The sequence below is a fragment of the Stenotrophomonas maltophilia group sp. vghtpe118 genome (genome assembly GCF_052605195.1).
Map to the genome: position 1 here is coordinate 3,941,805 of NZ_CP199672.1, position 22,950 is coordinate 3,964,754.

At 66.5% G+C, this 22,950-nt stretch carries 26 protein-coding genes; 11 read left to right on the forward strand and 15 right to left on the reverse strand.

Translation table 11 applies throughout. From position 1 onward, the window contains the following. Window positions 1-104: 104 nt before the first annotated feature. The 4 genes from ACUDTM_RS18055 (at window position 105) to ACUDTM_RS18070 (ending at window position 3,727) form a co-directional block, all read left to right on the forward strand. Window positions 105-1,301 carry a sensor histidine kinase gene (locus ACUDTM_RS18055; protein WP_072166929.1) on the forward strand — a complete coding sequence of 399 codons (1,197 nt, stop codon included), beginning with the start codon at window positions 105-107 and terminating at the stop codon, window positions 1,299-1,301. Next, window positions 1,301-1,942: a response regulator gene (locus tag ACUDTM_RS18060; RefSeq protein ID WP_006424175.1), complete on the forward strand. Its 642-nt coding sequence runs from the start codon at window positions 1,301-1,303 to the stop codon at window positions 1,940-1,942. The genes ACUDTM_RS18055 and ACUDTM_RS18060 overlap by 1 nt, the downstream gene beginning before the upstream one ends. Before the next feature lie 235 nt (window positions 1,943-2,177). Continuing rightward, window positions 2,178-3,251 (forward strand): SRPBCC family protein, encoded by a 1,074-nt coding sequence (locus ACUDTM_RS18065; RefSeq protein ID WP_005415686.1) that lies wholly within the window; start codon window positions 2,178-2,180, stop codon window positions 3,249-3,251. A gap of 104 nt (window positions 3,252-3,355) precedes the next feature. After that, window positions 3,356-3,727: a DUF423 domain-containing protein gene (locus ACUDTM_RS18070; RefSeq protein WP_151355187.1), complete on the forward strand. Its 372-nt coding sequence runs from the start codon at window positions 3,356-3,358 to the stop codon at window positions 3,725-3,727. 409 nt (window positions 3,728-4,136) lie between these two features. Here ACUDTM_RS18070 and ACUDTM_RS18075 read toward each other — a convergent pair whose 3' ends face one another. The 5 genes from ACUDTM_RS18075 to ACUDTM_RS18095 are packed head-to-tail and all read right to left on the reverse strand — an operon-like array spanning window position 4,137 to window position 6,835. Beyond that, window positions 4,137-4,946, reverse strand: a complete 810-nt coding sequence (locus ACUDTM_RS18075; RefSeq protein WP_072166928.1) for a M15 family metallopeptidase — start codon at window positions 4,944-4,946, stop codon at window positions 4,137-4,139. 9 nt (window positions 4,947-4,955) lie between these two features. Then, a complete protein-coding gene (locus ACUDTM_RS18080) occupies window positions 4,956-5,549 on the reverse strand; it encodes a PH domain-containing protein (protein WP_072166927.1) in 594 nt (197 codons plus the stop codon). 3 nt (window positions 5,550-5,552) lie between these two features. Then, the gene (locus tag ACUDTM_RS18085) at window positions 5,553-5,732 is read right to left on the reverse strand and encodes a DUF4177 domain-containing protein (protein ID WP_005415690.1); all 180 of its coding nucleotides are present in this window, start codon (window positions 5,730-5,732) and stop codon (window positions 5,553-5,555) included. Further along, window positions 5,729-5,908, reverse strand: coding sequence for a hypothetical protein (locus ACUDTM_RS18090; RefSeq protein WP_005415691.1), 180 nt, complete (start codon window positions 5,906-5,908; stop codon window positions 5,729-5,731). Before ACUDTM_RS18090 ends, ACUDTM_RS18085 begins: the two co-directional genes overlap by 4 nt. Before the next feature lie 45 nt (window positions 5,909-5,953). After that, complete coding sequence (locus ACUDTM_RS18095; protein WP_061480381.1) at window positions 5,954-6,835, reverse strand: SPFH domain-containing protein; 882 nt, start codon at window positions 6,833-6,835, stop codon at window positions 5,954-5,956. A gap of 137 nt (window positions 6,836-6,972) precedes the next feature. Here ACUDTM_RS18095 and purT point away from each other — a divergent pair, with 137 nt between their 5' ends. Together purT and ACUDTM_RS18105 are read left to right on the forward strand one after the other, a co-directional pair. After that, on the forward strand, window positions 6,973-8,160 hold the full coding sequence (gene purT, locus ACUDTM_RS18100) for a formate-dependent phosphoribosylglycinamide formyltransferase (RefSeq protein WP_088496145.1): 1,188 nt from the start codon (window positions 6,973-6,975) through the stop codon (window positions 8,158-8,160). 376 nt (window positions 8,161-8,536) lie between these two features. After that, window positions 8,537-8,947, forward strand: coding sequence for an immunity protein YezG family protein (locus tag ACUDTM_RS18105; RefSeq protein WP_172412095.1), 411 nt, complete (start codon window positions 8,537-8,539; stop codon window positions 8,945-8,947). 68 nt (window positions 8,948-9,015) lie between these two features. Here the strand turns inward: ACUDTM_RS18105 and ACUDTM_RS18110 are convergent, their stop codons facing one another. Together ACUDTM_RS18110 and ACUDTM_RS18115 are read right to left on the reverse strand one after the other, a co-directional pair. Continuing rightward, entirely contained in the window at window positions 9,016-10,224 is a 1,209-nt protein-coding gene (locus ACUDTM_RS18110; protein WP_353080156.1) for an endonuclease/exonuclease/phosphatase family protein, read from the reverse strand. A 37-nt stretch (window positions 10,225-10,261) separates the two neighbouring features. Further along, on the reverse strand, window positions 10,262-11,017 hold the full coding sequence (locus ACUDTM_RS18115; RefSeq protein ID WP_188241181.1) for an arginyltransferase: 756 nt from the start codon (window positions 11,015-11,017) through the stop codon (window positions 10,262-10,264). A gap of 156 nt (window positions 11,018-11,173) precedes the next feature. Between ACUDTM_RS18115 and ACUDTM_RS18120 the strand changes: the two genes are divergently transcribed. Next, window positions 11,174-11,734, forward strand: a complete 561-nt coding sequence (locus ACUDTM_RS18120; protein ID WP_061480377.1) for an EF-hand domain-containing protein — start codon at window positions 11,174-11,176, stop codon at window positions 11,732-11,734. A 51-nt stretch (window positions 11,735-11,785) separates the two neighbouring features. Here the strand turns inward: ACUDTM_RS18120 and ACUDTM_RS18125 are convergent, their stop codons facing one another. The 4 genes from ACUDTM_RS18125 to ACUDTM_RS18140 form a co-directional block, all read right to left on the reverse strand. Then, on the reverse strand, window positions 11,786-13,003 hold the full coding sequence (locus ACUDTM_RS18125; RefSeq protein ID WP_088496142.1) for an RNA polymerase sigma factor: 1,218 nt from the start codon (window positions 13,001-13,003) through the stop codon (window positions 11,786-11,788). A gap of 182 nt (window positions 13,004-13,185) precedes the next feature. Continuing rightward, the gene (locus ACUDTM_RS18130) at window positions 13,186-13,680 is read right to left on the reverse strand and encodes a pathogenicity-like protein (RefSeq protein WP_088496141.1); all 495 of its coding nucleotides are present in this window, start codon (window positions 13,678-13,680) and stop codon (window positions 13,186-13,188) included. Window positions 13,681-13,684: 4 nt separating this feature from the next. After that, window positions 13,685-14,605 carry an acyl-CoA thioesterase II gene (gene tesB, locus ACUDTM_RS18135; RefSeq protein WP_005408551.1) on the reverse strand — a complete coding sequence of 307 codons (921 nt, stop codon included), beginning with the start codon at window positions 14,603-14,605 and terminating at the stop codon, window positions 13,685-13,687. 127 nt (window positions 14,606-14,732) lie between these two features. Next, a complete protein-coding gene (locus ACUDTM_RS18140; protein ID WP_072166921.1) occupies window positions 14,733-15,509 on the reverse strand; it encodes an enoyl-CoA hydratase/isomerase family protein in 777 nt (258 codons plus the stop codon). Window positions 15,510-15,543: 34 nt separating this feature from the next. On the opposite strand from ACUDTM_RS18140, the gene ACUDTM_RS18145 reads away from it, so the two are divergent. Then, window positions 15,544-15,990, forward strand: a complete 447-nt coding sequence (locus tag ACUDTM_RS18145) for a copper chaperone PCu(A)C (RefSeq protein WP_072166920.1) — start codon at window positions 15,544-15,546, stop codon at window positions 15,988-15,990. A gap of 72 nt (window positions 15,991-16,062) precedes the next feature. Here ACUDTM_RS18145 and ACUDTM_RS18150 read toward each other — a convergent pair whose 3' ends face one another. From ACUDTM_RS18150 to uvrA, 3 genes are all read right to left on the reverse strand, one after another. Further along, window positions 16,063-16,788, reverse strand: coding sequence for an enolase (locus tag ACUDTM_RS18150; RefSeq protein ID WP_334271949.1), 726 nt, complete (start codon window positions 16,786-16,788; stop codon window positions 16,063-16,065). Window positions 16,789-16,878: 90 nt separating this feature from the next. Further along, a complete protein-coding gene (locus tag ACUDTM_RS18155; RefSeq protein ID WP_061480767.1) occupies window positions 16,879-17,286 on the reverse strand; it encodes an acyl-CoA thioesterase in 408 nt (135 codons plus the stop codon). After that, window positions 17,286-20,279, reverse strand: a complete 2,994-nt coding sequence (gene uvrA / locus ACUDTM_RS18160; protein WP_061480766.1) for an excinuclease ABC subunit UvrA — start codon at window positions 20,277-20,279, stop codon at window positions 17,286-17,288. Before uvrA ends, ACUDTM_RS18155 begins: the two co-directional genes overlap by 1 nt. A 339-nt stretch (window positions 20,280-20,618) precedes the next feature. Between uvrA and rplU the strand changes: the two genes are divergently transcribed. The 3 genes from rplU (at window position 20,619) to cgtA (ending at window position 22,439) form a co-directional block, all read left to right on the forward strand. Further along, complete coding sequence (rplU, locus tag ACUDTM_RS18165) at window positions 20,619-20,927, forward strand: 50S ribosomal protein L21 (RefSeq protein ID WP_005408557.1); 309 nt, start codon at window positions 20,619-20,621, stop codon at window positions 20,925-20,927. An 18-nt stretch (window positions 20,928-20,945) separates the two neighbouring features. After that, entirely contained in the window at window positions 20,946-21,209 is a 264-nt protein-coding gene (gene rpmA / locus ACUDTM_RS18170) for a 50S ribosomal protein L27 (protein WP_005415704.1), read from the forward strand. Window positions 21,210-21,386: 177 nt separating this feature from the next. Further along, the gene (gene cgtA / locus ACUDTM_RS18175; protein ID WP_065196548.1) at window positions 21,387-22,439 is read left to right on the forward strand and encodes an Obg family GTPase CgtA; all 1,053 of its coding nucleotides are present in this window, start codon (window positions 21,387-21,389) and stop codon (window positions 22,437-22,439) included. 216 nt (window positions 22,440-22,655) lie between these two features. On the opposite strand, the gene rpsT is transcribed toward cgtA, so the two are convergent. Further along, window positions 22,656-22,925 carry a 30S ribosomal protein S20 gene (gene rpsT, locus ACUDTM_RS18180; protein WP_005408560.1) on the reverse strand — a complete coding sequence of 90 codons (270 nt, stop codon included), beginning with the start codon at window positions 22,923-22,925 and terminating at the stop codon, window positions 22,656-22,658. Window positions 22,926-22,950 lie beyond the last annotated feature (25 nt).

The following is a 22,950-nucleotide window of genomic DNA, read 5'->3' on the forward strand; positions in this document are numbered from 1 at the left end:
ACGATTATTGCATGCCCGGGGTGGGCTGCGGCATGAACAGGCGACCGCAGGGGCATGACTTCCGTGGGAGTGCGCGATGCAGGCCGGGCCCGTAGAGTGCTGGCATGTTGGGAGTCCTCAGCCATACCCGCGTCCTCCGCCTGGCCGGCCTGTTCACCTGGGTCATGGTCGGCCTGCCGCTGGCGTACTCGCAGTTCGAGAACCTGCACAGCCGCGCTGACATGGGCGGCTGGGCGATCCTGCTGTTCGTCGCCTACCTGTCCTTCGGCACGGCCTACTACTGGCTGACCCGCATCCTGCGCAGCGACAGCCACACCAGCTGGCTGGACCGCGGCCTGCTGCTGTTGCTGACGGTCTCGGCGCTGGGGGTCAGCTTCCTCAGCGGGTCGGGCCTGGGCAGCATCCTGATGATGGTGGCCGCCGGGGTCATTCCGTGGATGCTGTCGGTACGGCTGGGCGTGCTGTGGCTGCTGGTCAGCCAGCTGGCCGTGGCTCCGGTCTATTACCTGCTGCTGCGCTTCCCGCTGTTCGAAGCGGTGATGCAGTCGCTGCTGTATGGCGGCTTCTCCATGTTCATCTTCGTGACCAGCCTGGTCGCGCGGCAGCAGACCGAGGCCCGCGACGAGCAGCGCCGGCTCAATTCGGAACTGCGCGCCACCCGCGCCCTGCTGGCCGAGAGCGCGCGGGTCAACGAGCGCACCCGCATTTCGCGCGAACTGCATGACCTGCTGGGCCACCAGCTGACCGCGCTGACCCTGAACCTGGAGGTCGCCGGGCACCTGGCCGAGGGCCAGGCCCTCGACCACGTGAAGCGCTCGCACGCGCTGGCCAAGCTGCTGCTGGGCAATGTGCGCGAGGTGGTGAGCCAGCTGCGCGAGACCGGCGCGATTGATCTGGCCGCCGCGCTGCGCCCGCTGACCGAGAACGTGCCCTCGCTGGACATCCAGCTGGAGATCGAGGATCCGCTGAACGTGGAGGACCCGCAGCGGGCCCACGTACTGCTGCGCTGCACCCAGGAGATCATCACCAACGCGGTGCGCCATGCCAGCGCCCGCCACCTGTGGATCAAGGTGTACCGTGAAGCCCCCGATCGGGTGGTGGTCGAGGCCCGCGACGACGGCGTCGGCGCGGATATGGTCAATGTGGGCAATGGCTTGCGCGGCATGCGCGAGCGCCTGCAACAATGTGGTGGCCAGCTGCAGATCGAAACCCGCCCCGGTGAGGGTTTCCGGCTGCGGGCGACGGTGCCGGCAACGGTGCTGGTGGCGGCCCTTACCAAGGTTCCTGAAGGAGTGCGTTGATGATTCGCGTCTGCCTGGTCGACGACCAAACCCTGGTGCGGCAGGGAATCCGCTCCCTGCTGGCGCTCGACGACGGCATCGAGGTGGTGGCCGAGGCCGGCGACGGCCGGCAGGCGGTCGAGCTGATCCCCCAGGTACGCCCCGACGTGGTGCTGATGGACATGCGCATGCCGGTGATGTCGGGGCTGGAGGCCCTGCAGGTGCTGTCGCGGCAGGAACAGCTGCCGCCGACCATCATCCTCACCACCTTCGACGACGACCAGCTGGTGCTGGCCGGGCTCAAGGCCGGTGCCAAGGGCTACCTGCTCAAGGACGTCACCCTGGCACAGCTGGTCGGTGCCATCCGCACCGTGGCCGACGGGGGATCGCTGGTGCAGCCGGCGGTAACCCAGCGCCTGCTGTCCGGCCTGGAGCACATGCGCAATGAATTCGTCAGCCTGGACCGCCCGGACCCGCTGACCGACCGCGAGACCGAGATCCTGCGGCTGATGGCCAGTGGCTTCTCCAACAAGGAGATCGCCAATTCGCTGGGCGTCGCCGAGGGCACCATCAAGAACCACGTGTCCAACATCCTTTCCAAGCTGGGTGTGCGCGACCGTACGCGTGCCGTATTGAAGGCGTTCGAACTCCAGCTGGTCTGAGAAAAAATCTTTCAAGTACAAAGACTTGGGTCGTGGTCGCGGGTTTCCGCCAGGGTTGCCCCCTACTTGCCGGGTAGCGGTATGCGTTACCCTTCGAATCCTTTGTCCATACAAATACGCAGCCGGCAGGGAAACCGGTGCGCCAATCCCGATAAACAATGCCCGCGAAGCCTGCTAGGATTGGCGCTTCGCTTCAATCAACCCGGCCGTGGGATCGGCCCCGGAGACTCTCTGAATGACCCGTATTATCGAGTTCCTGATCGCCTTGGGGATCGTGGCTGGCCTGTTCGTCATCATTGGCGTATGTCTGCCGGGCGAGCGTCACATCACCGAAAGCATCGAGACCAACCGCAAGATGACGATCGTGTACGACACGGTCAGCAGCCTGCGCCGCTTCAAGGACTGGAACCCGCTGGTACTGCGCGATCCCGCCGTTGACCTGAAGCTGTCCGGCCCGGCCTCGGGTGTCGGTGCCACCCTCGACTTCACCTCCAAGGACCTGGGTACCGGTTCCTGGAAGATCACCGAAGCCGAAGAGAACAAGCGTGTTGTGATCGCCATCGAGGACGCCACCAAGGGTCACGACAAGGTCACCACCTTCAACCTGGAGCCGACCGGCAAGGGCGGTCGCAACGTCAAGATCACCCAGGACTACTCGGTGAAGTACGGCTTCGACCTGTTCGGCCGTTACGCCGGCCTGTATGTCAGCCGCCAGATCGGTGATGACATCAAGATGGGTCTGTCGCGCATGGCCAACATGCTCGCAACCGTGCCGAACGTGGACTACCGCACGCCGGAAGCCCCGCTGACCGACCTGGCCATCGTTGAAGTGCCGGCCGAGAACCTGCTGGTGGTCAACGCCGGCAACGTGGACCGCGGTCAGGACACCATCACCAAGTCCATCAAGGACAACCAGGAGTGGATCAAGCGCGTGATGGAGGCCAATGGCCTTGAAGCTGCCGGTCCGTTCCGCATCATCACCACCGACTTCGGCCAGGAGAAGTACGCTTTCGACATTGCCCAGCCGGTGAAGAAGAAGGGTGCTGAAGGTGCTGCTGCCGACGAGCTGACCGTCAAGATCGACGGCGGCGCTCCGGTCAAGTACGTGCACGTTGCTCCGCACCGTTCGGCGCATGCGGCCTACACCGGCCACATGGCGGGTCTGGACGTGGCGCGCAACGGCCTGCGTGCCTGGGCCGTGACCTCGGGCAACGAAGTCATCGACCGTCCGTACGAAACCTGGAAGGACGGCATCGACAAGTCGTTCACCCCGGAAGGTACCTACGACATCTACTGGGCCGTCAAGTAATCCCCGGCTGACCCATGTAGTGTTGGACACGAAAACGCGCCGCTCATTGCGGCGCGTTTTTTTTCATCCGGCGCCCGTCAAGGGGCGCTGCGCAAGGAGCCCTCATGTTCAATCTGGAACGTCGCGCACGTAAGCCTTCCCTGCTGGCCTGCCTGGGGGCGCTGTTGGCTGCCGCCTCGATCGGCCTGTCTGCCTATGCATCGCATGGCGTGGCCGACCCGTTGGCGCAGCAGCATCTGAACATGGCGGCGCTGTATGCGTTCGCGCATGGCGCGGTGCTGGTGGCGCTTGGGCCGCGCGCGCAGGGCGCGATCGCACACCTGGCGCTGTACGTGCTGCTGCTGGGTGTCCTGCTGTTTTCCGGCAGCCTGATGGGTGGGACGTTGTGGCAGTGGCCGACGCGGATGGCGCCGATCGGTGGCACCAGCATGATGGCCGGATGGGTGTTGCTGGCGATCAATGCGTTGAGGCGGTGACGTTCGCAGGGCTGTCGCTCCGATCCATGCCGATGCGATCGTGATGGTTCATGGGCGTTACTTTTCTTTTCGCGCGAAAAGAAAAGTAACCAAAAGAAACGCGCCGCCGGCCGCGAGCCGGTGCTGCGCACCGGTCCCCTGCGCTCCTCGGCCCGTCGAGGGGCGGTGCGGAGAGCAGCCGAGCGTGGCTCGGCTCTACAGAATCGCACGCACCTCTTCGCCCTCGCCGGACCTGCGGTGCTCGGCTCGCTTGAAGGCGGACCCAACAGCCGCGCGCTGATCCGTTGTAGAGGCTTCGAGCGAAGCGACCGGCTTCTGTCTTTGCCTTCTTGTTCCATCTCGTGGTGGGCGCGCGCGGAATCCGCCCGGACAGCTCCATGAATTTCGCCTTGCGGTCGCCACGAGGGGCTCAGCCGTTGGCCGGTCTCCAGCACCAGTGCCAGGGTTCGTAGACGATGCCGTGCGGGTTGTCGCGCGGGTAGCTCAGCTGGAAGCCATGCGCGCCGGCATGCACCTGTAGCCAGGCGAACGCATCGGTAGCGTCGAACGATTCCTCGGCCGGGGCGTCGCCCGGCGTGCCGATGTCCAGCGCATGGCCGCTATGGTGTTCACTGAACCCCGGCGCGGCATTCACCTTCAGGATCTCCGTCACGCTCAGCCCGCGCGCTCGTTTCCGTTCGAAGATGCCCAGCTGGTAGGCATGGCTGCGGAAGCCGGAGATTGCATCCAGTGCGATGCCATCGCGCGCTGCATGCAGGCGCATCCGCCGCCAGCCCTGTGCAGCGCCGCGGCGCAGCCACAGCGGGCGGGCGAAGCGGTCGCGCCCAGCGAAGTGCAGCAGGCACGGTTCGGGTTCCAGCGGCAGGCCGCTGTCGTCGGCATAGCGCTGGGCATCCAGGCCGAGCTGCTGCAGGCGCTGCTGCAGGCCGGCGAGGGGCAGCCACTGCGCTTCCAGATTTGCACCGAATGGCCGGGCCGCGGCTGCATCCAGCAAGGCCAGTGCTTCCTCGGCCCCGGGCTCGCGCGCCAGGCGCGGCACCATGGCGTGCACGCCGTGTTCCACCACCGCCGCCAGGTAACGGCCATCGCATTTGCGCCGCAGCACCCAGTTCGCTCGTGACAGCAGGCGCGCGTCGAGATTGCTGCGCGCACGCAGCAGGTCTGCGGGCCACAGTTCGATGGCTTCGGTATTGATCAGCAGGGGCAGGCGTCGTTGCATCGCCGCAGCTTACTGCCGCGGGCCCGGCACGGCCACCTTGCGCAGTGCTTCCAGCAGCGCCTGTGGCCGATCGAGACTGAGCAGCAGGGTGCTGCCATCGCGGACCGGCAGGGCGAGCACGCGCGCGCGGTTGGTGACCAGCGCGAAGCCCTTGGCGCCGCCCTGCAGGCGAAAGTGGCCGGAATAGAAGCCCGGCATTGCGTAGCCGTTGGTCTTGAAGCGGATGCCATAGCGGGGGTCACGCTGCAGGTCGACCACCTCGGCCTGGTCCAGCCGCAGCTGCGCCACCGGAACGCGGCGGCGGTACATCGTCGAGCGCACATCCAGCACGTTGTCGGCCAGTTCCACCCGGCGACGGAAGAATGCTGCGCCCAACCCGATGCCGAGTACCGCGATCACCAGCAGACTCCAGGCGGCACTGCCGCCCATCCGGAACCAGGGCGGCGACAGCGTTACTTCGATCCAGGGGGCACTGGCCGGCGCCTTGTACAGCTGCGCATACAAGCAGGCCACGAAGGCGGCGAGCAGGGGCAGCACGATCCACAGCACGCGCAACGGCGAGCTCTCGGCCACCTCGTACTGTTTCGGATCGCTGGCGCCCATGGCTCAGGCCTCCTTCTTGAACACCAGCATCGCCGGGCGCATCGGTGCGGGGATGATGATGTTGACCAGCTCCCAGCCCAGTTGGCCTTGGCGGCTCAGTTCGCTCTGGATGTCCTCGGCCTTGAGCAGGCCCATCATGGACGTCTTGACCTCGATCGTCTGGTAGCTCCAGCGCTTGCTCATTCCTTGTCCTCTGAAGATGGCGTGGGTTTCGGCAGGCGGCCTGCCTTGCGCAGGGCGTCGCGCAGCACATACTCGATCTGCGCGTTGAGGCTGCGCAGCTCGTCGTCAGCCCAGCGTTGCGCGGCGGCCAGGACGTCGGCATTGATGCGCAGCGGGTAGGCTTTCTTCTCACTCATGCAAGCTCCTGGCGGGGCGGTGGGGCGCCCCGTTGCGAGGGTGGTTCAGTACAGCGAACCGGCGTTGACGATCGGCTGGGTGCCGCGGTCCGAGCACAGCACGGTCAGCAGGTTGCTGACCATGTGCGCCTTGCGTTCCTCATCCAGCTGCACCACGCCGTTCTTCTGCAGTTCGGCCAGGGCCATTTCAACCATGCCGACCGCACCGGCCACGATGCGCGTGCGTGCAGCGATCACTGCGTTGGCCTGCTGCCGCTGCAGCATCGCCTGGGCGATTTCGGCGGCGTAGGCGAGGTGGCTGATGCGTGCGTCGATCACCTGCACGCCAGCGTCGGCCAGGCGTTCGGCCAGCTCGTTCTTCAGGTGCTGGGAGATCTCGCTGGCATGGCTGCGCAGCGCCAGCTGTCCCTCCTCGTGCTGGTCGTAGGGATAGCTGGTGGCCATCGCGCGCAACGCCGATTCGGACTGGATGTGCACGAAGCTTTCGTAGTCGTCCACGTTGTAGACGGCCTCGGAGGCATCGACCACCTGCCAGACGATGACCGCGGCGATCTCGATCGGGCTGCCGTCCAGCTCGTTGACCTTCAGCTTGCCGCTCTCGAAGTTGCGCACGCGCTGGCTGACCCGGCGCTTGGCATAGAAGGGGTTGTTCCAGCGCAGGCCGTTGTCCTTGACGGTGCCGACGTACTTGCCGAACAGGCTCAGCACCGCCGCCTGGTTGGGCTGGATGGTGTACAGGCCGGCCAGGATGAAGACCGCAGCGAAGATCACCAGCATGCCGGCCAGCATCAGCAGCAGGTTCGGTGAGCCGGAACCGGTCCTGGTCGTCGCCCCGAGTACGAACAGTGCGGTACCCGCCAGCGCAACCAGCAGGGATCCGGCCAGGGTGCCCAGGCCGTTGAGGGAGGCAAGCGACTTCTCTTTCATGGCGGTACGTCCTTGAGGGTTCGAATTGAAGATATCAAATTGATATCACTTGTCGACTACCGTTCGTCGGATGCCATGGTCAGGGTGCGCGGCCAGCTAGAATGCCCACCCGCCTTCACGTCGCTGCTGGAACCGCCATGGCCAAGCTTGGAACTCCGTTGTCCCCCTCCGCTACCCGCGTGCTGCTGCTGGGCTCGGGCGAACTCGGCAAGGAGGTGGCCATCGAGCTGCAGCGGCTGGGCGTGGAAGTGATCGCCGCTGACCGCTACGCCGATGCCCCGGCCATGCAGGTCGCCCACCGCTCGCACGTGATCGACATGCTCGATGCGATGGCGCTGCGCGCCCTGATCGCCCAGGAGCAGCCACATCTGGTGGTGCCGGAGATCGAGGCCATCCATACCGAGACCCTGGTCCAGCTGGAGCAGGAGCAGGGCCTGCGGGTGATCCCGACTGCGCGCGCCGCACGCCTGACCATGGATCGCGAAGGCATCCGTCGCCTCGCCGCCGAAACCCTGGGCCTGCCGACCTCGCCCTACCGCTTCGTCGATACCGAGGCCGAATACCGCGCTGCCGTGGCCGCCATCGGCCTGCCGTGCGTGGTCAAGCCGGTCATGTCGTCCTCGGGCAAGGGCCAGAGCACCCTGCGCAGCGAAGCGGACATCGCTCCGGCCTGGGAGTACGCACAGACCGGTGGCCGTGCCGGTGCCGGCCGCTGCATCGTCGAGGGTTTCATCGACTTCGATTACGAGATCACCCTGCTGACCGTGCGCCATGCCGGTGGCACCTCGTTCTGCGCGCCGATCGGCCATCTGCAGAAGGACGGCGACTACCGCGAAAGCTGGCAGCCGCAGCCGATGTCGAGCGCGGCGCTGGCGCGTGCCGAAGAGATCTCGCGTGCGATCACCGATGACCTCGGTGGCTGGGGCCTGTTCGGTGTCGAGCTGTTCGTGAAGGGTGATGAGGTGTGGTTCAGTGAAGTGTCGCCGCGCCCGCACGACACCGGCCTGGTGACGCTGGTATCGCAGGAGCTGAGTGAGTTCGCGCTGCACGCGCGCGCCATCCTTGGCCTGCCGATTCCGGTGATCCGCCAGAGTGGTCCGTCGGCGTCGTGCGCGCTGTTGGCACACGGCGAGGGTGTGCCGTACTTCAACAACGTCGCCGCCGCGCTGCAGGTACCGGATACCGCCGTGCGCCTGTTCGGCAAGCCGAGCGTGCATGGCCACCGCCGCGTCGGTGTCACCCTGGCGCGCGCGGAAAACATCGACGAAGCACGCGCCATCGCGCGTGACGCCGCCGACGCCATCGGCGTCGAACTGCGCCCCTAAACCGATAGCGCCGGGCCATGCCCGGCGGCCGCATCCCGGTAGGTACCGACCGTTGGTCGGTACAGATTTCTGTGCGGTAGCGCCAGGCCGCACCCGCCGGCTTGCCATGAACTGTGTGAGTCTTCTGTAGAGCCGAGCCCACGCTCGGCTGCTTTTCCATGTGACGCTTTCAGCCCGACAATGGATCACATCTTCAGTCATGCGCGACGGCCTGCTGGGGCTATTGAGTGCCAGGTGCTGCCGTTAGAGGGTTTGCTGCAAAGACGTAGAGCGCTAGGCCGCAATTGCGAGCTGAAAGCGACATCTGGTTGAGCGTCAAAATCCTGCGTGTTTTATCTTCTGACGGATGAATGCCAAAGACATCTCAGGAGAAGGCTTGGACGAGCGGCTTACATCAGCGCTACCTGCCTTGTATCACCGAATTGGCCAATCACTGATTGATGCCGTGCCTACCGACCAATGCGAGATCTGGCTGAACTTCGAGATCATCAAGAATGTCTGGTCGGGTTGGGCGTTCTACCGCAAGCCGTCAGGCTCATACGGCTATCTAGAAATTCCAGATGATGCTGAAGCAGCGCTTCTGGAGATGCATCAGCTCTTTGCGCAATGGCACCATGCACTCTGGACGAGTTTGACGTTTCATCTGGATCCAGAGAACAAGATGGAGATCGAGCTCGGATATGAGCAGCTTTCCGAGGATGAGTTCATCGATTCCCCGGGCCGGGAGCAGGCTTGGCAGGACCGGTATCTCGGGGCTGACGCTCAGATTGACTGGCAGAGCTACTAAGCTTGGTTGGTTGCAGTAGCCGAGCATGGGCTCGGCTCTACAACATCTTCAGCAATCGGCCATTCCGGTTACTGCTTCACGTCCACCCACACCAGATGGTGGTCGCTGCCGTCGGCGATCTTCGCTTCCGGGCTTTCATTGGCCGGCCAGAAGATGCCGCTGCCCACGTATTCGAAGCCGGTCGAGGGCAGCACGTAGTCCAGGCGCATGGTGCCGGACTTCGGGCCGAAATCGCCGGTGGCGTGGAACGGTGCGCCCTTGCGTTCGATGCCCTTGGCCGCATAGGCCAGGCTGGTCTGCTCACCGCCGACGCTGCGCGGGGTGGGGTAGCGCAGCACGCGCGCGTTCTCGATCAGCTCGACGATCGCCTCGTGGCGGCCATCGCCATCGACCGGGTCGTTGTTCAGATCGCCGAGGATCACGAAGCGCGCGTCCTGCGCCAGGCCGCCACACTGGCCCTTGTCGTCGCACAGCCAGGGCTTCTCACCCTTGGACAGGTATTCCTGCCACAGGCGCAGTTCGTCGTGGTTACGTGCCGCGTTGCGCTTTTCCGGGCCGTCGAACACCGGCGGCGTCGGATGCGAGACCAGCGCGTGGACCACGCCGCCCGGGGTTTTCACCGGTACGTCCCAATGCGACTTCGAGGACAGGCGCAGCTGCGACCACACGTGGTCGTTGTAGAAGCTCTGGCCGGTACGCGGATCGACCGGGCGGATGGCACCGGGCATCGCACTCCACTTCAGCAGCTGGAAGCTGCGCACCTTGGTTTCATCGATCGGGTAGCGCGACAGCACCAGCATGCCGTACTGGCCCGGGTGCAGGCCGTAGCCCCACGCGTCATTGCCACGGCCGCGGCCTTCGCCGCCGACCACGCCGTTGTTGTCCAGGTCCAGGCCGCTGGGCACACCGGTGTTGACCGGCGCCAGGTAGCGGTAGGCAAAGTGCAGCGGCTTGCCGCCGCCGGGCTGGGCGACTTCCAGGTAGCGCTTCTGGAACAGATCGGCGGCGCGATGGGCATCGTCGAAATCGAATTCGTTCAGCAGCACCAGGTCCGGGCGCACCTGCTGCAGCACGGCGGCGATCTTGCGTGCGTGCTCGCTGTCGCCCTCCAGTTCCTTGATCAGGCCACCGGCATCATCGGAGTACAGCGACGTGTTGTAGGTGGCCAGGCGCAGCGCAGTGGACGGCTTCTCAGTCATCGCGGGGGACGTGGCAAAGGCGGGGGCGGTGGCGCCGCAGAGCAGGGCCAGGGCGAGGATCAGGGGTTTGGCGTTCATCCCCCTATTCTGCACCCGGCCCGGTGTCAGCGGTTTGTCAGCGCCCGTCCAGTTCGTTGTCGAAATCGTGCCAGCGGCGGCCGTCGTAGGCCTCAAGGGGATGGAAGCGGCGCTTGTAGTCCATCTTCTGGTGCCCGCGGATCCAGTAGCCCAGGTACACGTGCGGCAGCCCCTCGCGGCGCGCCCACTCGATCTGTTGGAGGATTGCGAAGGTACCCAGCCCGCGCGCGGCGTGTTCCGGGTCGAAGAACGTATAGACCGCCGACAGGCCATGCTCGGTGACGTCGGTCACCGCCACCCCCAGCAGCTGGCTGGGCTGGCCGTCGTGGCCGGGCAGGCGCATCTCCATGAAGCGGGTGTGCGACCAGCTGCCGATCAGGAACTGCTCGAACTCGTGCGGGCCGTGGTCGTCCATGCCGCCATTGGCGTGGCGGTGGGTGAGGTAGCGGTGATACAGCGCGAACAGGTCGTCGCGGGCGGTGGCGGCAGTGATCCGCACCTCCAGGTCGTCATTGCGGGCGGCACAGCGGCGCTGGCTGCGGTCCGGGGCGAAGCGTGCCACCGGGATCCGGACCGCCACGCAGGCCTGGCAGTGCGCGCAGTGCGGCCGGTAGACCAGGTCGCCGCTGCGGCGGAAGCCCCAGCTCAGTGCCAGCGGGTACAGGCCACCCAGCCGGCGATCGTGCGGGTCCAGCACCAGGTCGCGCGCCACCCGGTCGGACCAGTACCCGCAGGGGTGCTCGCCGGTCTGGAAAAGCCGCAGTTCGTCGTCTCTGTCGCCATGTATCGCCATGGGCACAGCATAGCCCCAGCCTGTCGCAGAGGCGGCGACTGTCCGGCGGATGAATGGAATCGGCAGTGGCGTCAACCGACGTCGCGCCCGGGCGTTGTTGTCCCCCGAGGGTGAAGTGATCACCCCGACGCTGTTCCCATCCCCAGGAGTGACCTCATGATCCGTACCCCCCTGCTGCTGGCCCTGCTGCTGGGCACCTCCGCTTCCGGAATCGCGCTGGCCGCCGACACCCCGGCCATGCCCGCGCAGCGCCCGGCCAAGCTGGACACCAATGGCGACGGCGTGATCGACCGCAGCGAGGCGGCTGCCAATCCGCGCCTGGCCGCGAAGTTCGACGAGCTGGACAAGAACAAGGACGGCAAGCTCTCGCGCGATGAGCTGCCGCGCTGGCAGCATGGCCGCCGTGGCCACGGCGGTGAGCGCTGGGCCAGGCTGGACGTCAACAAGGACGGCCGCATCAGCCGCGACGAGGCCAAGGCCGATCCGCGTCTGGCTGCGCGCTTCGACCGGCTCGACCTCAACAAGGACGGTTACCTGGACAAGGCCGACCGCGAGCTGCGCATGAAGCAGCATCGTGATGCCTGGTTCGCTGCCGCCGACACCAACAAGGACGGCCAGCTGAGCAAGGCCGAGTTCGACGCAGCCAAGGGCCCGATGCACGGCGGCCCGCGCCAGGGCGGTCCACGCGATGGCGGCGCACCGAAGCCGCAGCGCTGAGTGTCAATGCGGTGATCGGAGACAACGCCGGCGCAGTGCCGGCGTTGTCGGTTACAGGTGGCCGTTGCGCATCAGCACATACACCACCAGGGCGATCACCAGCAGGTTCGCCCCGATGATGCCGGTGCGACCGTACATGGATTCGAATTTCCAGTTGGTTCCGCGGCGCCCACGCCGCGCCGAATCGCGCGCGATCATCGGCGCCATCACCCGTTGCAGCGGCACCAGGCACTGGTAGTTGACCACACCCAGGCCCAATGCCAGCAGCAGCATCTGGCTCCAGATCGGAGCCTGCAACAGTGCCGCCAGCAGCATCGCCAGGCACCAGACCAGGCCTGTACCGGTGTTGAGGCGGACAAAGTGCCGAACCTGCGCGCGTTCGCGTTCGGTCTCGGTATAGGACATCAGGAAGCGTGCACCGAGGTAGCTGCCGATCGCGCCGCCGGCGACACCGGCGAGGATCGCCCCCCAGCTTGCCACTGGCAGCACATGCAGTTGGCCGAGCGTGGCGGTCAGGGTGCCCATTGCGGTACCACCGGCTACGCTGGCGCCGCCCAGGCCGAGCTTGCTGCCGCCGATGCCGACGCCGGTGCCGAGCACGATCGCGGCGCTGGCGGTGCCGGGCGCGGCCACCAGCATCATTGACACCACGGCGGTGGCGAAGGCGGCGCTCGGTGCGCTGCTGCGGGCGAATTCACCGAAGCGCTGCAGCAGGCCGTCGCGCACCAGCGCGCGGGCGCGCGACAGGCGCTTGCGCACCGCCGCGTCGCTGAGCCCGAGCAGGTCGGCCACCTGCTGCGAGCGCTGGCCTTCGCGGTAGTACAGCAACAGGACTTCGCGGCTGTCGGCGGGCAGGGTGGAGATGATGTCCTCGGCGGCGATTTCTTCCTCCACCCGCTGCAGGCGATCGGCTGCGCCCGGGGACGGATCTGCGGCCATCCCCATCGCCACCTCGGCCGCCTCGCCGGTCAGTGGACGGCCACGCTGGGCGCGCAGCCAGTCGCGGGCCAGGTTGCGGGTGATCTGCCGCAGCCAAGGCAGGAAGCTGGTCGCGCTGCGTAGCTGGTGCAGCTGCTGCCAGCCCTTCACAAAGGCCTCCTGGGCGATGTCCTCGCTGGCCTGGCGGTCGCGGGTGATGGCCAGCGCGATGGCGGTGACCGTGTTCTGGCAGGCCAGCACGATGCGCCCGTAGGCGTGCTGGCAACCGCTGGCGGCGGCGGGCAGTTCGCGTTCCAGGGTCTGGTCGATCGATGCGGCGAACGTCGTCATGGCGGCGGCTCTCCTGCGGGGATTGTGTCCCATGACGGAGCCGCGCGCGAAGTGTGACCAGCATTCTGTGCGGTAGTGCCGGCCGCTGGCCGGCATCCTCATGACAAAAAGGGGACGGAGGGGATTAAGTCGTTTGTGCCACAAACGACTTAATCCCCTCCGTCCCCTTTTTCACCCGCGAATCACTTCGAGGGCTGGATGCGGACCCGGACTTCGTCCTCTTCCGGGGCGGCCTGCGGGGCCGGTTGCGCCTGCTGCGGCTGGGCCTGCGGGGCAGGTGCCGGGGCACCACGATGGCGCAGGCCGATGACCAACGCCACGCCAGCAATCACCACCAGCAGGGCGATGCGGATGCGCCAGGCCCAGCTGCGGCCGCCGCTGCCCGTTCCAGGCGCGTCGCGGAAGGCGAACTCGGCCGTGGGGTGGTCGCGGCGGGTGGTATCGAGCAGGCGCGCCTCGCGCAGGATTTCGCGCGCGCGCGGCTGATCGTCGGCGCGCACGATCCACACCGCCGGATAGGCACTGGCGTTGCCCAGGTCGGTATAGCTGAACTGGCCGCGGCGGCGGGTCTTGTAGGAGCGCCCGTTGGTCACCTTGACCTCGATGCCATGCCCGCGCAGGAGCTCGGCCACTCCTTCGACGGTTTCCACGCGCTGGCTGCTGAAGATCTGGCGCATGGGTTTACTCCTTGGCCGGCACGGCAGCGGCCGCGGCCTGGTCGGGAACGACGCGGATCAGGCCTTCCTGCGCGGTGCTGGCCACCAGCACGCCGTTGCGGGTGAAGAACTGGCCGCGGGCCAGGCCGCGCGAATCCTGCGCGCTGGGGCTGTCCAGCGAATACAGCAGCCAGTCGTCGGCGCGGAACGGGCGGTGGAACCAGATTGCGTGGTCGAGCGAGGCCATCTGCACGTGCGGGTGGTAGTAGCTGATGCCGTGCGGGAAGGTTGCCGTGCCCAGCAGGTGGAAGTCGGAGGCATAGGCCAGCAGCGCCTGGTGCAGCTCCGGTGCATCGCCGACCGGCTCGCTCAGGCGCAGCCACACCTGGTGGTAGGGCGGGCGCTTGGGCGGGTTCAGTTCGTCGCGCGGGTAGACGTGGCGGAACTCGAACGGGCCGCCACGCGACAGCCAGCGCTGCACCTTGATCGGCAGTCGCTCCAGCACCTCGGCCGGCAGCGGGCGATTCGGTTCGATGTCTTCCGGCTGCGGCACCTCGGGCATCTTGTGCTGGTGCTCGGCGCCGGTCTCGGCCTGCTGGAACGAGGCCGCGCAGAAGAAGATCACCTTGCCGTGCTGGATCGCGGTGACCCGTCGCACCGAGAAGCTGCCGCCATCGCGGGTGCGGTCCACGTCGTAGACGATCGGGTGGTCGATGTTGCCGGCGCGCAGGAAGTAGGCGTGCAGCGAGTGCACGTGACGGCCATTGTCGACCGTGGCCTGCGCCGCAGCCAGTGCCTGGCCCAGCACCTGCCCACCGAACACGTACTTGGTGCCGATGTCGCGGCTCTGCCCGCGGAACAGGTTGTCCTCCAGCCGCTCCAGCGTGAGCAGGTCGATCAGCTCGGAGACGACGGGTTCGGGCGTGTCGTTCAAGGGGGCGGCCACAGCAGTGAAGAGGCCCCGATTATACCGGTGCGGGCCAGCCCATCATCGGTAGTGCCGGCCGCTGGCCGGCAACCTCATGATCCTCCTGGGGCGCTTGCGGTTGCCGGCCAGCGGCCGGCACTACCGTCTATTTGCCCAGGCGCGCCACCAGGGCCTGCAGGGCGTTCTGTGCGTCCGGGGCGAACCAGGCCTCGACGAAGCGGTCGAGCTGGATCAGGTCCGGGTGCAGCGCTTCGTGCAGGTCGGCGCGAGCGATGGCGCGGGTCAGCAGCATCGGCTGCCGAGGCTGCTTCAGCAGGTTCTGCAGCCAGGCCACGGCGCGGGCCACCACCAGGTCGCCCTCAGCCAGCTCGTCGACCAGGCCGATCTGCAGCGCCTGTTCGGCCGGTACCAGCGAACCGGTGGTCAGCAGCACGCCGGCGCGGTGCACGCCTACCGCACGGCGCAGCAGGCGCTGGATGCCCTCCGGCGCGATCAGGCCCACCTGCACCTCGTTCAGGCCGATGGCATACGGCCGCGACGGATCGGCGCTGCGCGCCATTACCCGGTAGTCGCAGCACAGGGCCAGCACGCAGCCGCCGGCCGGGGCGTGGCCGGTGATCGCCGCGACCACCGGGATGCGGCTCTCGGCCAGTGTGCGCACGGCGCCAAAGAAAGCGTTCCAGGTGTCCAGCAGCTTGTGCTTGTCATCGCCATGCGAGAGCAGGTGCGGCACGTCCATTCCACCGGTGAAGATGCGCTCGCTGCCGGACAGCACGATGCCGTGCGCGTCTTCGGCCATGGCCAGTTCGATGGCATGGATCAACTGCCGGCACAGATCGGTGTCCAGTGCATTGACCGGCGGCCGCGCCAGGCGCAGTTCGCGGATGGGGCCGTGGTTGATCACCTCGATGAGCGTCGTCATGCTGCGGTCTCGTTGCGAAGAAGGAACCTGGGCGATGATAACCAAACCATTCGTTGGCGTACTGTGGGTGCTGTGTGCGGCCGCAGCATCGGCTTCGGCTGCGGAATCACGCTGCGTCACGATGGAGCAGGGTTGGGCGCGGTTGCCACCGAATCCGGCGATGCCCATGACTGCCGGCTATGGCGTGATCCACAACGGCTGCAGCAGGGCAGTGGTGATCACCGGTGCGACCAGCAGTAGTTTCGGCGACGTGTCGCTGCACGAGACCACGATCGTCGATGGGGTCAGCCGGATGCGCGCGATCGAGCGCCTGCCGCTGGCAGCCGGCGCGCGTGCCGAACTCAAGCCCGGTGGCATGCACCTGATGCTGATGCAGGGCCGGGGGGCGCTGAAGGAGGGGCTGGCGGTACCGCTGCGGCTGCAGCTGGAAGGCGGCGGCGAAGCGAGTGCGGCGTTGACCGTGCGCAAGGCCGCGAAATGACGGTCGGGTAGTGCCGGCCGCTGGCCGGCAGCACAGGAAATGCCGGCCAGCGGCCGGCGCTACCGCAGGGTCTTACGACCAGTCGTACGAGAACAGCACCGTGCGGCTCACCGGCTCATACAGCATCACGATCGCGTCGGCGCCGGTGGCGCACCAGTTGTAGCCGGCGACTTCGGCGACGGCGAAGAACTTGTGGCCATCGCGGCGGATGATCGCCAGTTCGGCATCATCTGGAGCATGCCGGTCGTTGGCGGCGTCGGTGAATTCCAGGGTGAAGGCGGCCGGAATATCGGCCGTTTCAATCCAGTTGCCACAGGAAATCTGTCCCCCCAGCGTATCCAGATAATCGCGCTCGCTGGCCTCACCCTTGCCATAGCGCGAGTAGCAGGCGAGGCGGCCATGCGTGGCGTGGTAGTGGCGGGCCTTGGCGTAGCTGTCGCGCATCTGCGCAATGTGTTCCTGCGCGTCCTTGTCCTGTACTGCGTCGCCGATGAAATAGCCCTCGTTGCCGAGGAAGCGCATCTGGTTGCCGGTGGTCAGCTCGAAGGCGATCCAGTTGGTGGCGGTGAAATCGTTGTGGTGTTCTTCGGTGGTTTCGCCGATGCAGCCGTCGTACGGCTCGATCGGGCACAGCATCGTTGCCACCTGGCCGGCCAGTTCCGGGCGCAGCGCACCGAGGTCGATCTTCAGCAGCGGCAGCAGGTGCTTGCCGAGCCACGTCTGGTCGGCGGGGAAGACATCGGTAGGGAAGGGGACCATGCCGGGCAGCAGGTCGCTCAGTTCAGTCTGGTGGATCATCTCAGTCCTTTGAATTGGATCGGTAGTGCCGGCCGCTGGCCGGCATGCGCGAAGCGTCTGGAGGTTGCCGGCCAGCGGCCGGCACTACCTTCAGGTGGAAGCGCTGCGGATCGCCTCAGGCAGCGGCGCGCTCCTGCCGGTCTGCGTATCCATCCAGACCACCACCACGTTGCCGTCGGAATACAGCTTCGACGCGTCCTGCTGGTCGACGATGCGGTGGCCGATGGTCACGCTGCTGTTGCCCAGGCGCTCGACGAACAATTCGACCACGATGTCGTTGGGCCACACGATCGGCAGCCGGTAGTTGACGTTGGTCGCGGCCACGACCGGGGCGATGCGGTCGGTCATCGACACGCCGTCCACGCCCAGCATCCAGCGCACGCGCGCTTCTTCCAGGTAGGAAATGTACTTGGCGTTGTTGACGTGGCCCATGCTGTCCATGTCACGCCAGCGCACGCTGATCGGGATGCGGGCCAGGATCTTGTGTTCGCTGCTCATCAGGCGTCCTTCTTCTTCGACGTGCTCTTGCTGGCCTTGCCGGTGCTCTTGGCGGCCACGGCCTTCTTCGCCACCTTGGCAGGCTTCTCGGGCTTCACCTTGCGCGGCGGGCGGGCGTCGGGCTTGTTGGCCACGGCGGCCGGCTGCTCGGGGCGCGCGCTGGTGGAGGGCAGCATGCGGGCCAGGAACTGGCCGGTATACGACTGCGGGCAGGCCGCCACGTCTTCCGGCGTGCCGGTGACCAGGATGGTGCCGCCGCGGTGGCCACCCTCCGGACCCAGATCGACGATCCAGTCGGCGGTCTTGATCACGTCCAGGTTGTGCTCGATCACCACCACCGTGTTGCCTTCGTCGCGCAGCTTGTGCAGCACGCCCAGCAGCGCTTCGATGTCGTGGAAATGCAGGCCGGTGGTCGGCTCGTCGAGGATGTACAGGGTGCGGCCGGTATCACGGCGCGACAGTTCCTTGGACAGCTTCACGCGCTGCGCTTCGCCACCGGACAGCGTGGTCGCGCTCTGGCCCAGCTTGATGTAGCTCAGGCCGACGTCGACCAGCGTTTCCAGCTTGCGTGCAATCGACGGCACCGGCTCGAACAGCTTCAGCGCATCCTCGACGGTCATTTCCAGCACGTCGTTGATGTTGAAACCCTTGTACAGGATCTCCAGCGTCTCGCGGTTGTAGCGCTTGCCGTGGCAGACATCGCACGGCACATACACGTCCGGCAGGAAGTGCATCTCGACCTTGATCAGGCCATCGCCCTGGCAGGCCTCGCAGCGGCCACCACGCACGTTGAAGCTGAAGCGGCCCGGCGAGTAGCCGCGTGCACGCGCTTCGGGCACCTGTGCGAACAGTTCGCGCAGGGGAGTGAACAGGCCGGTGTAGGTGGCCGGGTTCGAACGCGGGGTGCGGCCGATCGGCGACTGGTCGATGTCCACCACCTTGTCGAACAGGTCCAGGCCATCGATCTCCTTGTACGGGGCGATCGGGTGCGAGGCGCCGTTGATCTCGTTGGCGGCCAGCGAGAACAGGGTGTCGTTGATCAGGGTCGACTTGCCGGAGCCGGACACACCGGTCACGCAGGTCAGCAGGCCCGACGGAATCGCCAGGTCCACGCCCTTGAGGTTGTTGCCGCTGGCCCCGCGCAGGTGCAGGGTCATCTTCGGGTTCGGCTTGTGCCGGCGCGCCGGGATCTCGATCGCGCGCTTGCCCGACAGGTACTGGCCGGTCAGCGAGCGCGGTGCCTCCAGGATGTCCTGCAGGGTGCCCTGGCCGACGATCTCGCCGCCATGCACGCCCGCGCCCGGGCCGATGTCCAGCACGTAGTCGGCCAGGCGGATCGCGTCCTCGTCATGCTCGACCACGATCACCGTGTTGCCGAGGTCGCGCAGGCGGGTGAGGGTGCCGAGCAGGCGTTCGTTGTCGCGCTGGTGCAGGCCGATCGATGGTTCGTCGAGCACGTACATCACGCCGACCAGGCCGGCGCCGATCTGGCTGGCCAGGCGGATGCGCTGCGCCTCGCCACCGGACAGGGTGTCGGCCTTGCGCTCGAGGGTCAGGTAATCCAGGCCCACGTCGACCAGGAAGCCGAGGCGTTCGCCGATTTCCTTGACGATCTTCGCGGCGATCTCGCCGCGCCAGCCCGGCAGGCTCAGCTCGCTGAAGAACTTCAGCGCCTCGTCGATCGGCAGCACCACCAGCTCCGGCAGCGGGCGGTCGGCCACGAACACATTGCGTGCAGCCTTGTTCAGGCGCGCGCCATGGCATTCCGGGCAGGGTTGTTCGCTGATGTACTTGGACAGCTCTTCGCGCACCGCCGGCGATTCGGTTTCCTTGTAGCGGCGCTCGAGGTTGGGAATGATGCCCTCGAAGCGATGCTTGCGCTGGGTGCGGCCACCGGCTTCGGTGAAGTAGGTGAAGGTGATCGCTTCGTCGCCGCTGCCGTACAGCACGGCCTGCTGCACCTTGTCCGGCAGCGAGTTCCAGGCCGCGTCGACATCGAACCGGTAGTGCTTGGCCAGCGAAGCGATCAGCTGGAAGTAGTAGGCATTGCGGCGGTCCCAGCCGCGCACCGCACCGGCGGCCAGCGACAGCTCGGGGTGCACCACCACGCGCGAAGGATCGAAGAACTCGGCCATGCCCAGGCCATCGCAGCCGGGGCAGGCGCCCATCGGTGCGTTGAACGAGAACAGGCGCGGCTCCAGTTCCGGCAGCGAGTAATCGCAGACCGGGCAGGAGTATTTGGAGGAGAACAGGGTCGGCGCGGTTTCCGTGTTGTCCAGGCTCTGCACCGACGCCATGCCGTCGCCCAGCTTCAGCGCGGTCTCGAAGCTCTCGGCCAGGCGCTGCTTGATGTCCTCGCGCGGGCGGAAGCGGTCGATCACCGCCTCGATGGTGTGCTTCTGGCGCAGCGCCAGTGGCGGCACCGCGTCGATCTCATGCAGCTCGCCGTCCACGCGCACGCGCACGAAGCCCTGCGCACGCAGCTGGTCGAATACCTGCGCGTGCTCGCCCTTGCGGTCGCGGATGACCGGGGCCAGCAGCATGTAGCGCTGTTCCGGGTCCAGGGTCAGCACCTGGTCGACCATCTGGCTGACCGTCTGCGCTTCCAGCGGGTAGCCGTGGTCCGGGCAGCGCGGGGTGCCGACGCGGGCGTACAGCAGGCGCAGGTAGTCGTAGATCTCGGTGATCGTGCCGACCGTCGAACGCGGGTTGTGCGAGGTCGACTTCTGCTCGATCGAGATCGCCGGGGACAGGCCCTCGATGTGGTCCAGGTCCGGCTTCTCCATCACGCTCAGGAACTGGCGCGCATAGGCCGACAACGACTCGACATAGCGGCGCTGACCTTCTGCATAGATGGTGTCGAACGCCAGCGAGGACTTGCCCGAGCCGGACAGGCCGGTGATCACGATCAGCTTGTCGCGGGGCAGGTCGAGGTCGAGGTTCTTCAGGTTGTGCGTCCGCGCGCCGCGGATGCGGATGAAATCCATCGCCATGGGGGATCCGGTTGTGGGGGCGTTGGCTGGGTGCCGGGCCAGCAGGGAACGGCAATCGGTCAGCCTACCGAGGTGACCAGATGGGGGCAATGGGCGACAATGCCAGCCCGGTGTCTCACCTTGTGAGACGGGCCGACAGCTTTGTGTAGAGCCGAGCCATGCTCGGCTGCCTGGACCCCGGACCGTTCAGCCGGGCATGGCGCGGCCCGGCAGGGCCCGGCCTCCAGGCCCTCCAGGGGTTGACTTGACCCGCGCCCGATGATCTGCGTACAATCCCGCTCCTGTCCGCCCTCGATGGCGGCAGCTCAGACCACAATAACTACAGAGGAAGGCCTGGTCATGTACGCAGTACTGGTCACCGGCGGTAAGCAATACCGCGTGGCGCAGGGCGAAAAGCTCCGCATTGAAAAGCTCGAAGTCGAAGTCGGCAGCGAGATCAAGTTTGACAACATCCTGATGCTGGGTGACAGCGACGGCGTGAAGCTGGGCGATGCGCTGAAGGGCGCTGCCGTCACCGCCAAGGTCCTGTCCCAGGGTCGTGCTGACAAGGTCCGGATCATCAAGTTCCGTCGCCGCAAGCACCACATGAAGCGTCAGGGTCACCGTCAGTACTACACCGAAATCGAGATCACCGGCATCGCCGGCTAAGCATCAGGAGAAGCAGTCATGGCACATAAAAAGGGCGTAGGCTCCTCGCGCAACGGTCGCGACTCCAACCCGAAGTACCTGGGCGTCAAGATCTTCGGCGGCCAGGCCATCGAAGCCGGCAACATCATCGTGCGTCAGCGCGGCACCCAGTTCCACCCGGGTTCGGGCGTTGGCCTGGGCCGTGACCACACCCTGTTCGCCCTCGTGGACGGCAAGGTGGAGTTCTCGGTCAAGGGCGCCAAGAAGCGTCGCACCGTCAGCATCGTCTCGGCCGACGCCTGATCCAGGCATCGCCGGCACCCGTGCCCCGGCATGGGAGTGCTGCATGAAGAGCCCCGCTTCGGCGGGGCTTTTCGTTAGAGTTGAAGCAAGACCGGCTGGGCCGGGTTGCCGGCCCACGGCCGGCATGACATTCAAGGTGGCGGCCAGCAGGCCGCGCCCATCGCAGGCATCGAAACAATGAAACTGGTAGACGAAGCAGAAATCGAAGTGTTCGCCGGCAACGGCGGCAACGGCTGCATTGGCTTCCGTCGCGAGAAGTTCATTCCGCTCGGCGGCCCGGACGGCGGCGACGGCGGTGCGGGCGGCAGCGTGTACATCCGCGCCGACGAAAACCTGAACACCCTGGTGGACTTCCGCCATGAGCGCATCTTCAAGGCGCAGCGCGGCGAGAACGGCATGGGCCGCCAGGCCTATGGCAAGGGGGGCGAAGATCTGACCATCACCGTGCCGGTCGGCACCGTGGTGATCAACGTCGCCACCGATGAAGTCATCGGCGACCTGACCCAGCACGGCGATCGCCTGCTGGTGGCCAAGGGCGGTCGTGGCGGCCTGGGCAACATGCACTTCAAGAGCTCGACCAACCGCTCGCCGCGCCAGGCGTTGCCGGGCGAGCCGGGCGAGGAGCGCACGCTGAAGCTGGAGCTGAAGCTGCTGGCCGATGTCGGCCTGCTGGGCTTCCCCAACGCCGGCAAGAGCACCCTGATCCGCGCCGTTTCGGCGGCGACGCCAAAGGTGGCTGATTACCCGTTCACCACGCTGTACCCGAACCTGGGCGTGGTGAAGGTGGAGAACCACCGCAGCTTCGTGATCGCCGACATTCCGGGCCTGATCGAAGGCGCGGCCGATGGCGCCGGCCTGGGCGCGCAGTTCCTGCGCCATCTGCAGCGCACCCGCCTGCTGCTGCACCTGGTGGACATCTCGCCGATGGAAGGTGGCGTGGACGGCATCTCGCCGGTGGAGCAGGTGCGTGCGATCGAGCGCGAGCTGGAGAAGCACGACCCGGAACTGCTGAAAAAGCCGCGCTGGCTGGTGCTGAACAAGGCCGACCTGATGTTCGAAGACGAGGCGCAGGCCGCGGCCGAGCAGATCGTTGCCGAGCTGGGCTGGAAGGAGCCGTGGTTCCTGGTCTCCGCACTGGGGCGCGAAGGCACCTTCCCGATCATGAGCCGGATCATGGCCTTCTTCGATCGCCAGAAGGAAGAAGAGCAGGAAGCCCGCGACGCGCAGTAATGCTGTTGTGGTTCCATGCGAAAAACCCGGCTTCGGCCGGGTTTTTTTTGTTCCCCGGTAGTGCCGACCGCTGGCCGGCATTCCTCGGGGTTGCCGGCCAGCGGCCGGCACTGCCGGATCGCGCGGACCCCGTGGATCGCTGGCAACAAAAAAACCCGGCCGGGGCCGGGCTTTTGTCTGCAGCCCAACCCCGAAGGGTGGGGCGGCAACGCCGGATCAGGCGGCCTTGAGGGCCTTGATGCGGTCGTTCAGGCGGCTCTTGTGGCGAGCAGCCTTGTTCTTGTGGATCAGGCCACGCGCGCTGAAGCGATCCAGGATCGGCTGGGCAACGGCGAAGGCGGCTTCGGCGCCGGCGGCATCGTTGGCGTCCAGCGCCTTGATCACTTTCTTGACAGCGGTGCGCAGCATCGAGCGCTGAGCCACGTTGCGCGCGTTGCGCACGACGGTCTGCTTGGCGCGCTTCTTGGCGGACTTGATATTGGCCACGGTGGTGGTTTCCTGAAAAAATCGG

Bases quoted from the DNA above. Each gene is read 5' to 3' on its own strand.
- ACUDTM_RS18080 (WP_072166927.1), bottom strand. From the start codon at position 5,549: ATGGGCGCCAGCGATCCGAAACAGTACGAGGTGGCCGAGAGCTCGCCG.
- ACUDTM_RS18090 (WP_005415691.1), bottom strand. From the start codon at position 5,908: ATGAGTGAGAAGAAAGCCTACCCGCTGCGCATCAATGCCGACGTCCTG.
- rplU (WP_005408557.1), top strand. From the start codon at position 20,619: ATGTACGCAGTACTGGTCACCGGCGGTAAGCAATACCGCGTGGCGCAG.
- ACUDTM_RS18115 (WP_188241181.1), bottom strand. From the start codon at position 11,017: ATGGCGATACATGGCGACAGAGACGACGAACTGCGGCTTTTCCAGACC.
- rpmA (WP_005415704.1), top strand. From the start codon at position 20,946: ATGGCACATAAAAAGGGCGTAGGCTCCTCGCGCAACGGTCGCGACTCC.
- ACUDTM_RS18125 (WP_088496142.1), bottom strand. From the start codon at position 13,003: ATGACGACGTTCGCCGCATCGATCGACCAGACCCTGGAACGCGAACTG.
- cgtA (WP_065196548.1), top strand. From the start codon at position 21,387: ATGAAACTGGTAGACGAAGCAGAAATCGAAGTGTTCGCCGGCAACGGC.
- ACUDTM_RS18075 (WP_072166928.1), bottom strand. From the start codon at position 4,946: ATGCAACGACGCCTGCCCCTGCTGATCAATACCGAAGCCATCGAACTG.
- ACUDTM_RS18155 (WP_061480767.1), bottom strand. From the start codon at position 17,286: ATGAGCAGCGAACACAAGATCCTGGCCCGCATCCCGATCAGCGTGCGC.
- ACUDTM_RS18095 (WP_061480381.1), bottom strand. From the start codon at position 6,835: ATGAAAGAGAAGTCGCTTGCCTCCCTCAACGGCCTGGGCACCCTGGCC.
- ACUDTM_RS18070 (WP_151355187.1), top strand. From the start codon at position 3,356: ATGTTCAATCTGGAACGTCGCGCACGTAAGCCTTCCCTGCTGGCCTGC.
- ACUDTM_RS18055 (WP_072166929.1), top strand. From the start codon at position 105: ATGTTGGGAGTCCTCAGCCATACCCGCGTCCTCCGCCTGGCCGGCCTG.
- ACUDTM_RS18120 (WP_061480377.1), top strand. From the start codon at position 11,174: ATGATCCGTACCCCCCTGCTGCTGGCCCTGCTGCTGGGCACCTCCGCT.
- ACUDTM_RS18145 (WP_072166920.1), top strand. From the start codon at position 15,544: ATGATAACCAAACCATTCGTTGGCGTACTGTGGGTGCTGTGTGCGGCC.
- ACUDTM_RS18110 (WP_353080156.1), bottom strand. From the start codon at position 10,224: ATGAACGCCAAACCCCTGATCCTCGCCCTGGCCCTGCTCTGCGGCGCC.
- ACUDTM_RS18085 (WP_005415690.1), bottom strand. From the start codon at position 5,732: ATGAGCAAGCGCTGGAGCTACCAGACGATCGAGGTCAAGACGTCCATG.
- ACUDTM_RS18150 (WP_334271949.1), bottom strand. From the start codon at position 16,788: ATGATCCACCAGACTGAACTGAGCGACCTGCTGCCCGGCATGGTCCCC.
- ACUDTM_RS18140 (WP_072166921.1), bottom strand. From the start codon at position 15,509: ATGACGACGCTCATCGAGGTGATCAACCACGGCCCCATCCGCGAACTG.
- ACUDTM_RS18065 (WP_005415686.1), top strand. From the start codon at position 2,178: ATGACCCGTATTATCGAGTTCCTGATCGCCTTGGGGATCGTGGCTGGC.
- uvrA (WP_061480766.1), bottom strand. From the start codon at position 20,279: ATGGCGATGGATTTCATCCGCATCCGCGGCGCGCGGACGCACAACCTG.
- ACUDTM_RS18060 (WP_006424175.1), top strand. From the start codon at position 1,301: ATGATTCGCGTCTGCCTGGTCGACGACCAAACCCTGGTGCGGCAGGGA.
- ACUDTM_RS18130 (WP_088496141.1), bottom strand. From the start codon at position 13,680: ATGCGCCAGATCTTCAGCAGCCAGCGCGTGGAAACCGTCGAAGGAGTG.
- purT (WP_088496145.1), top strand. From the start codon at position 6,973: ATGGCCAAGCTTGGAACTCCGTTGTCCCCCTCCGCTACCCGCGTGCTG.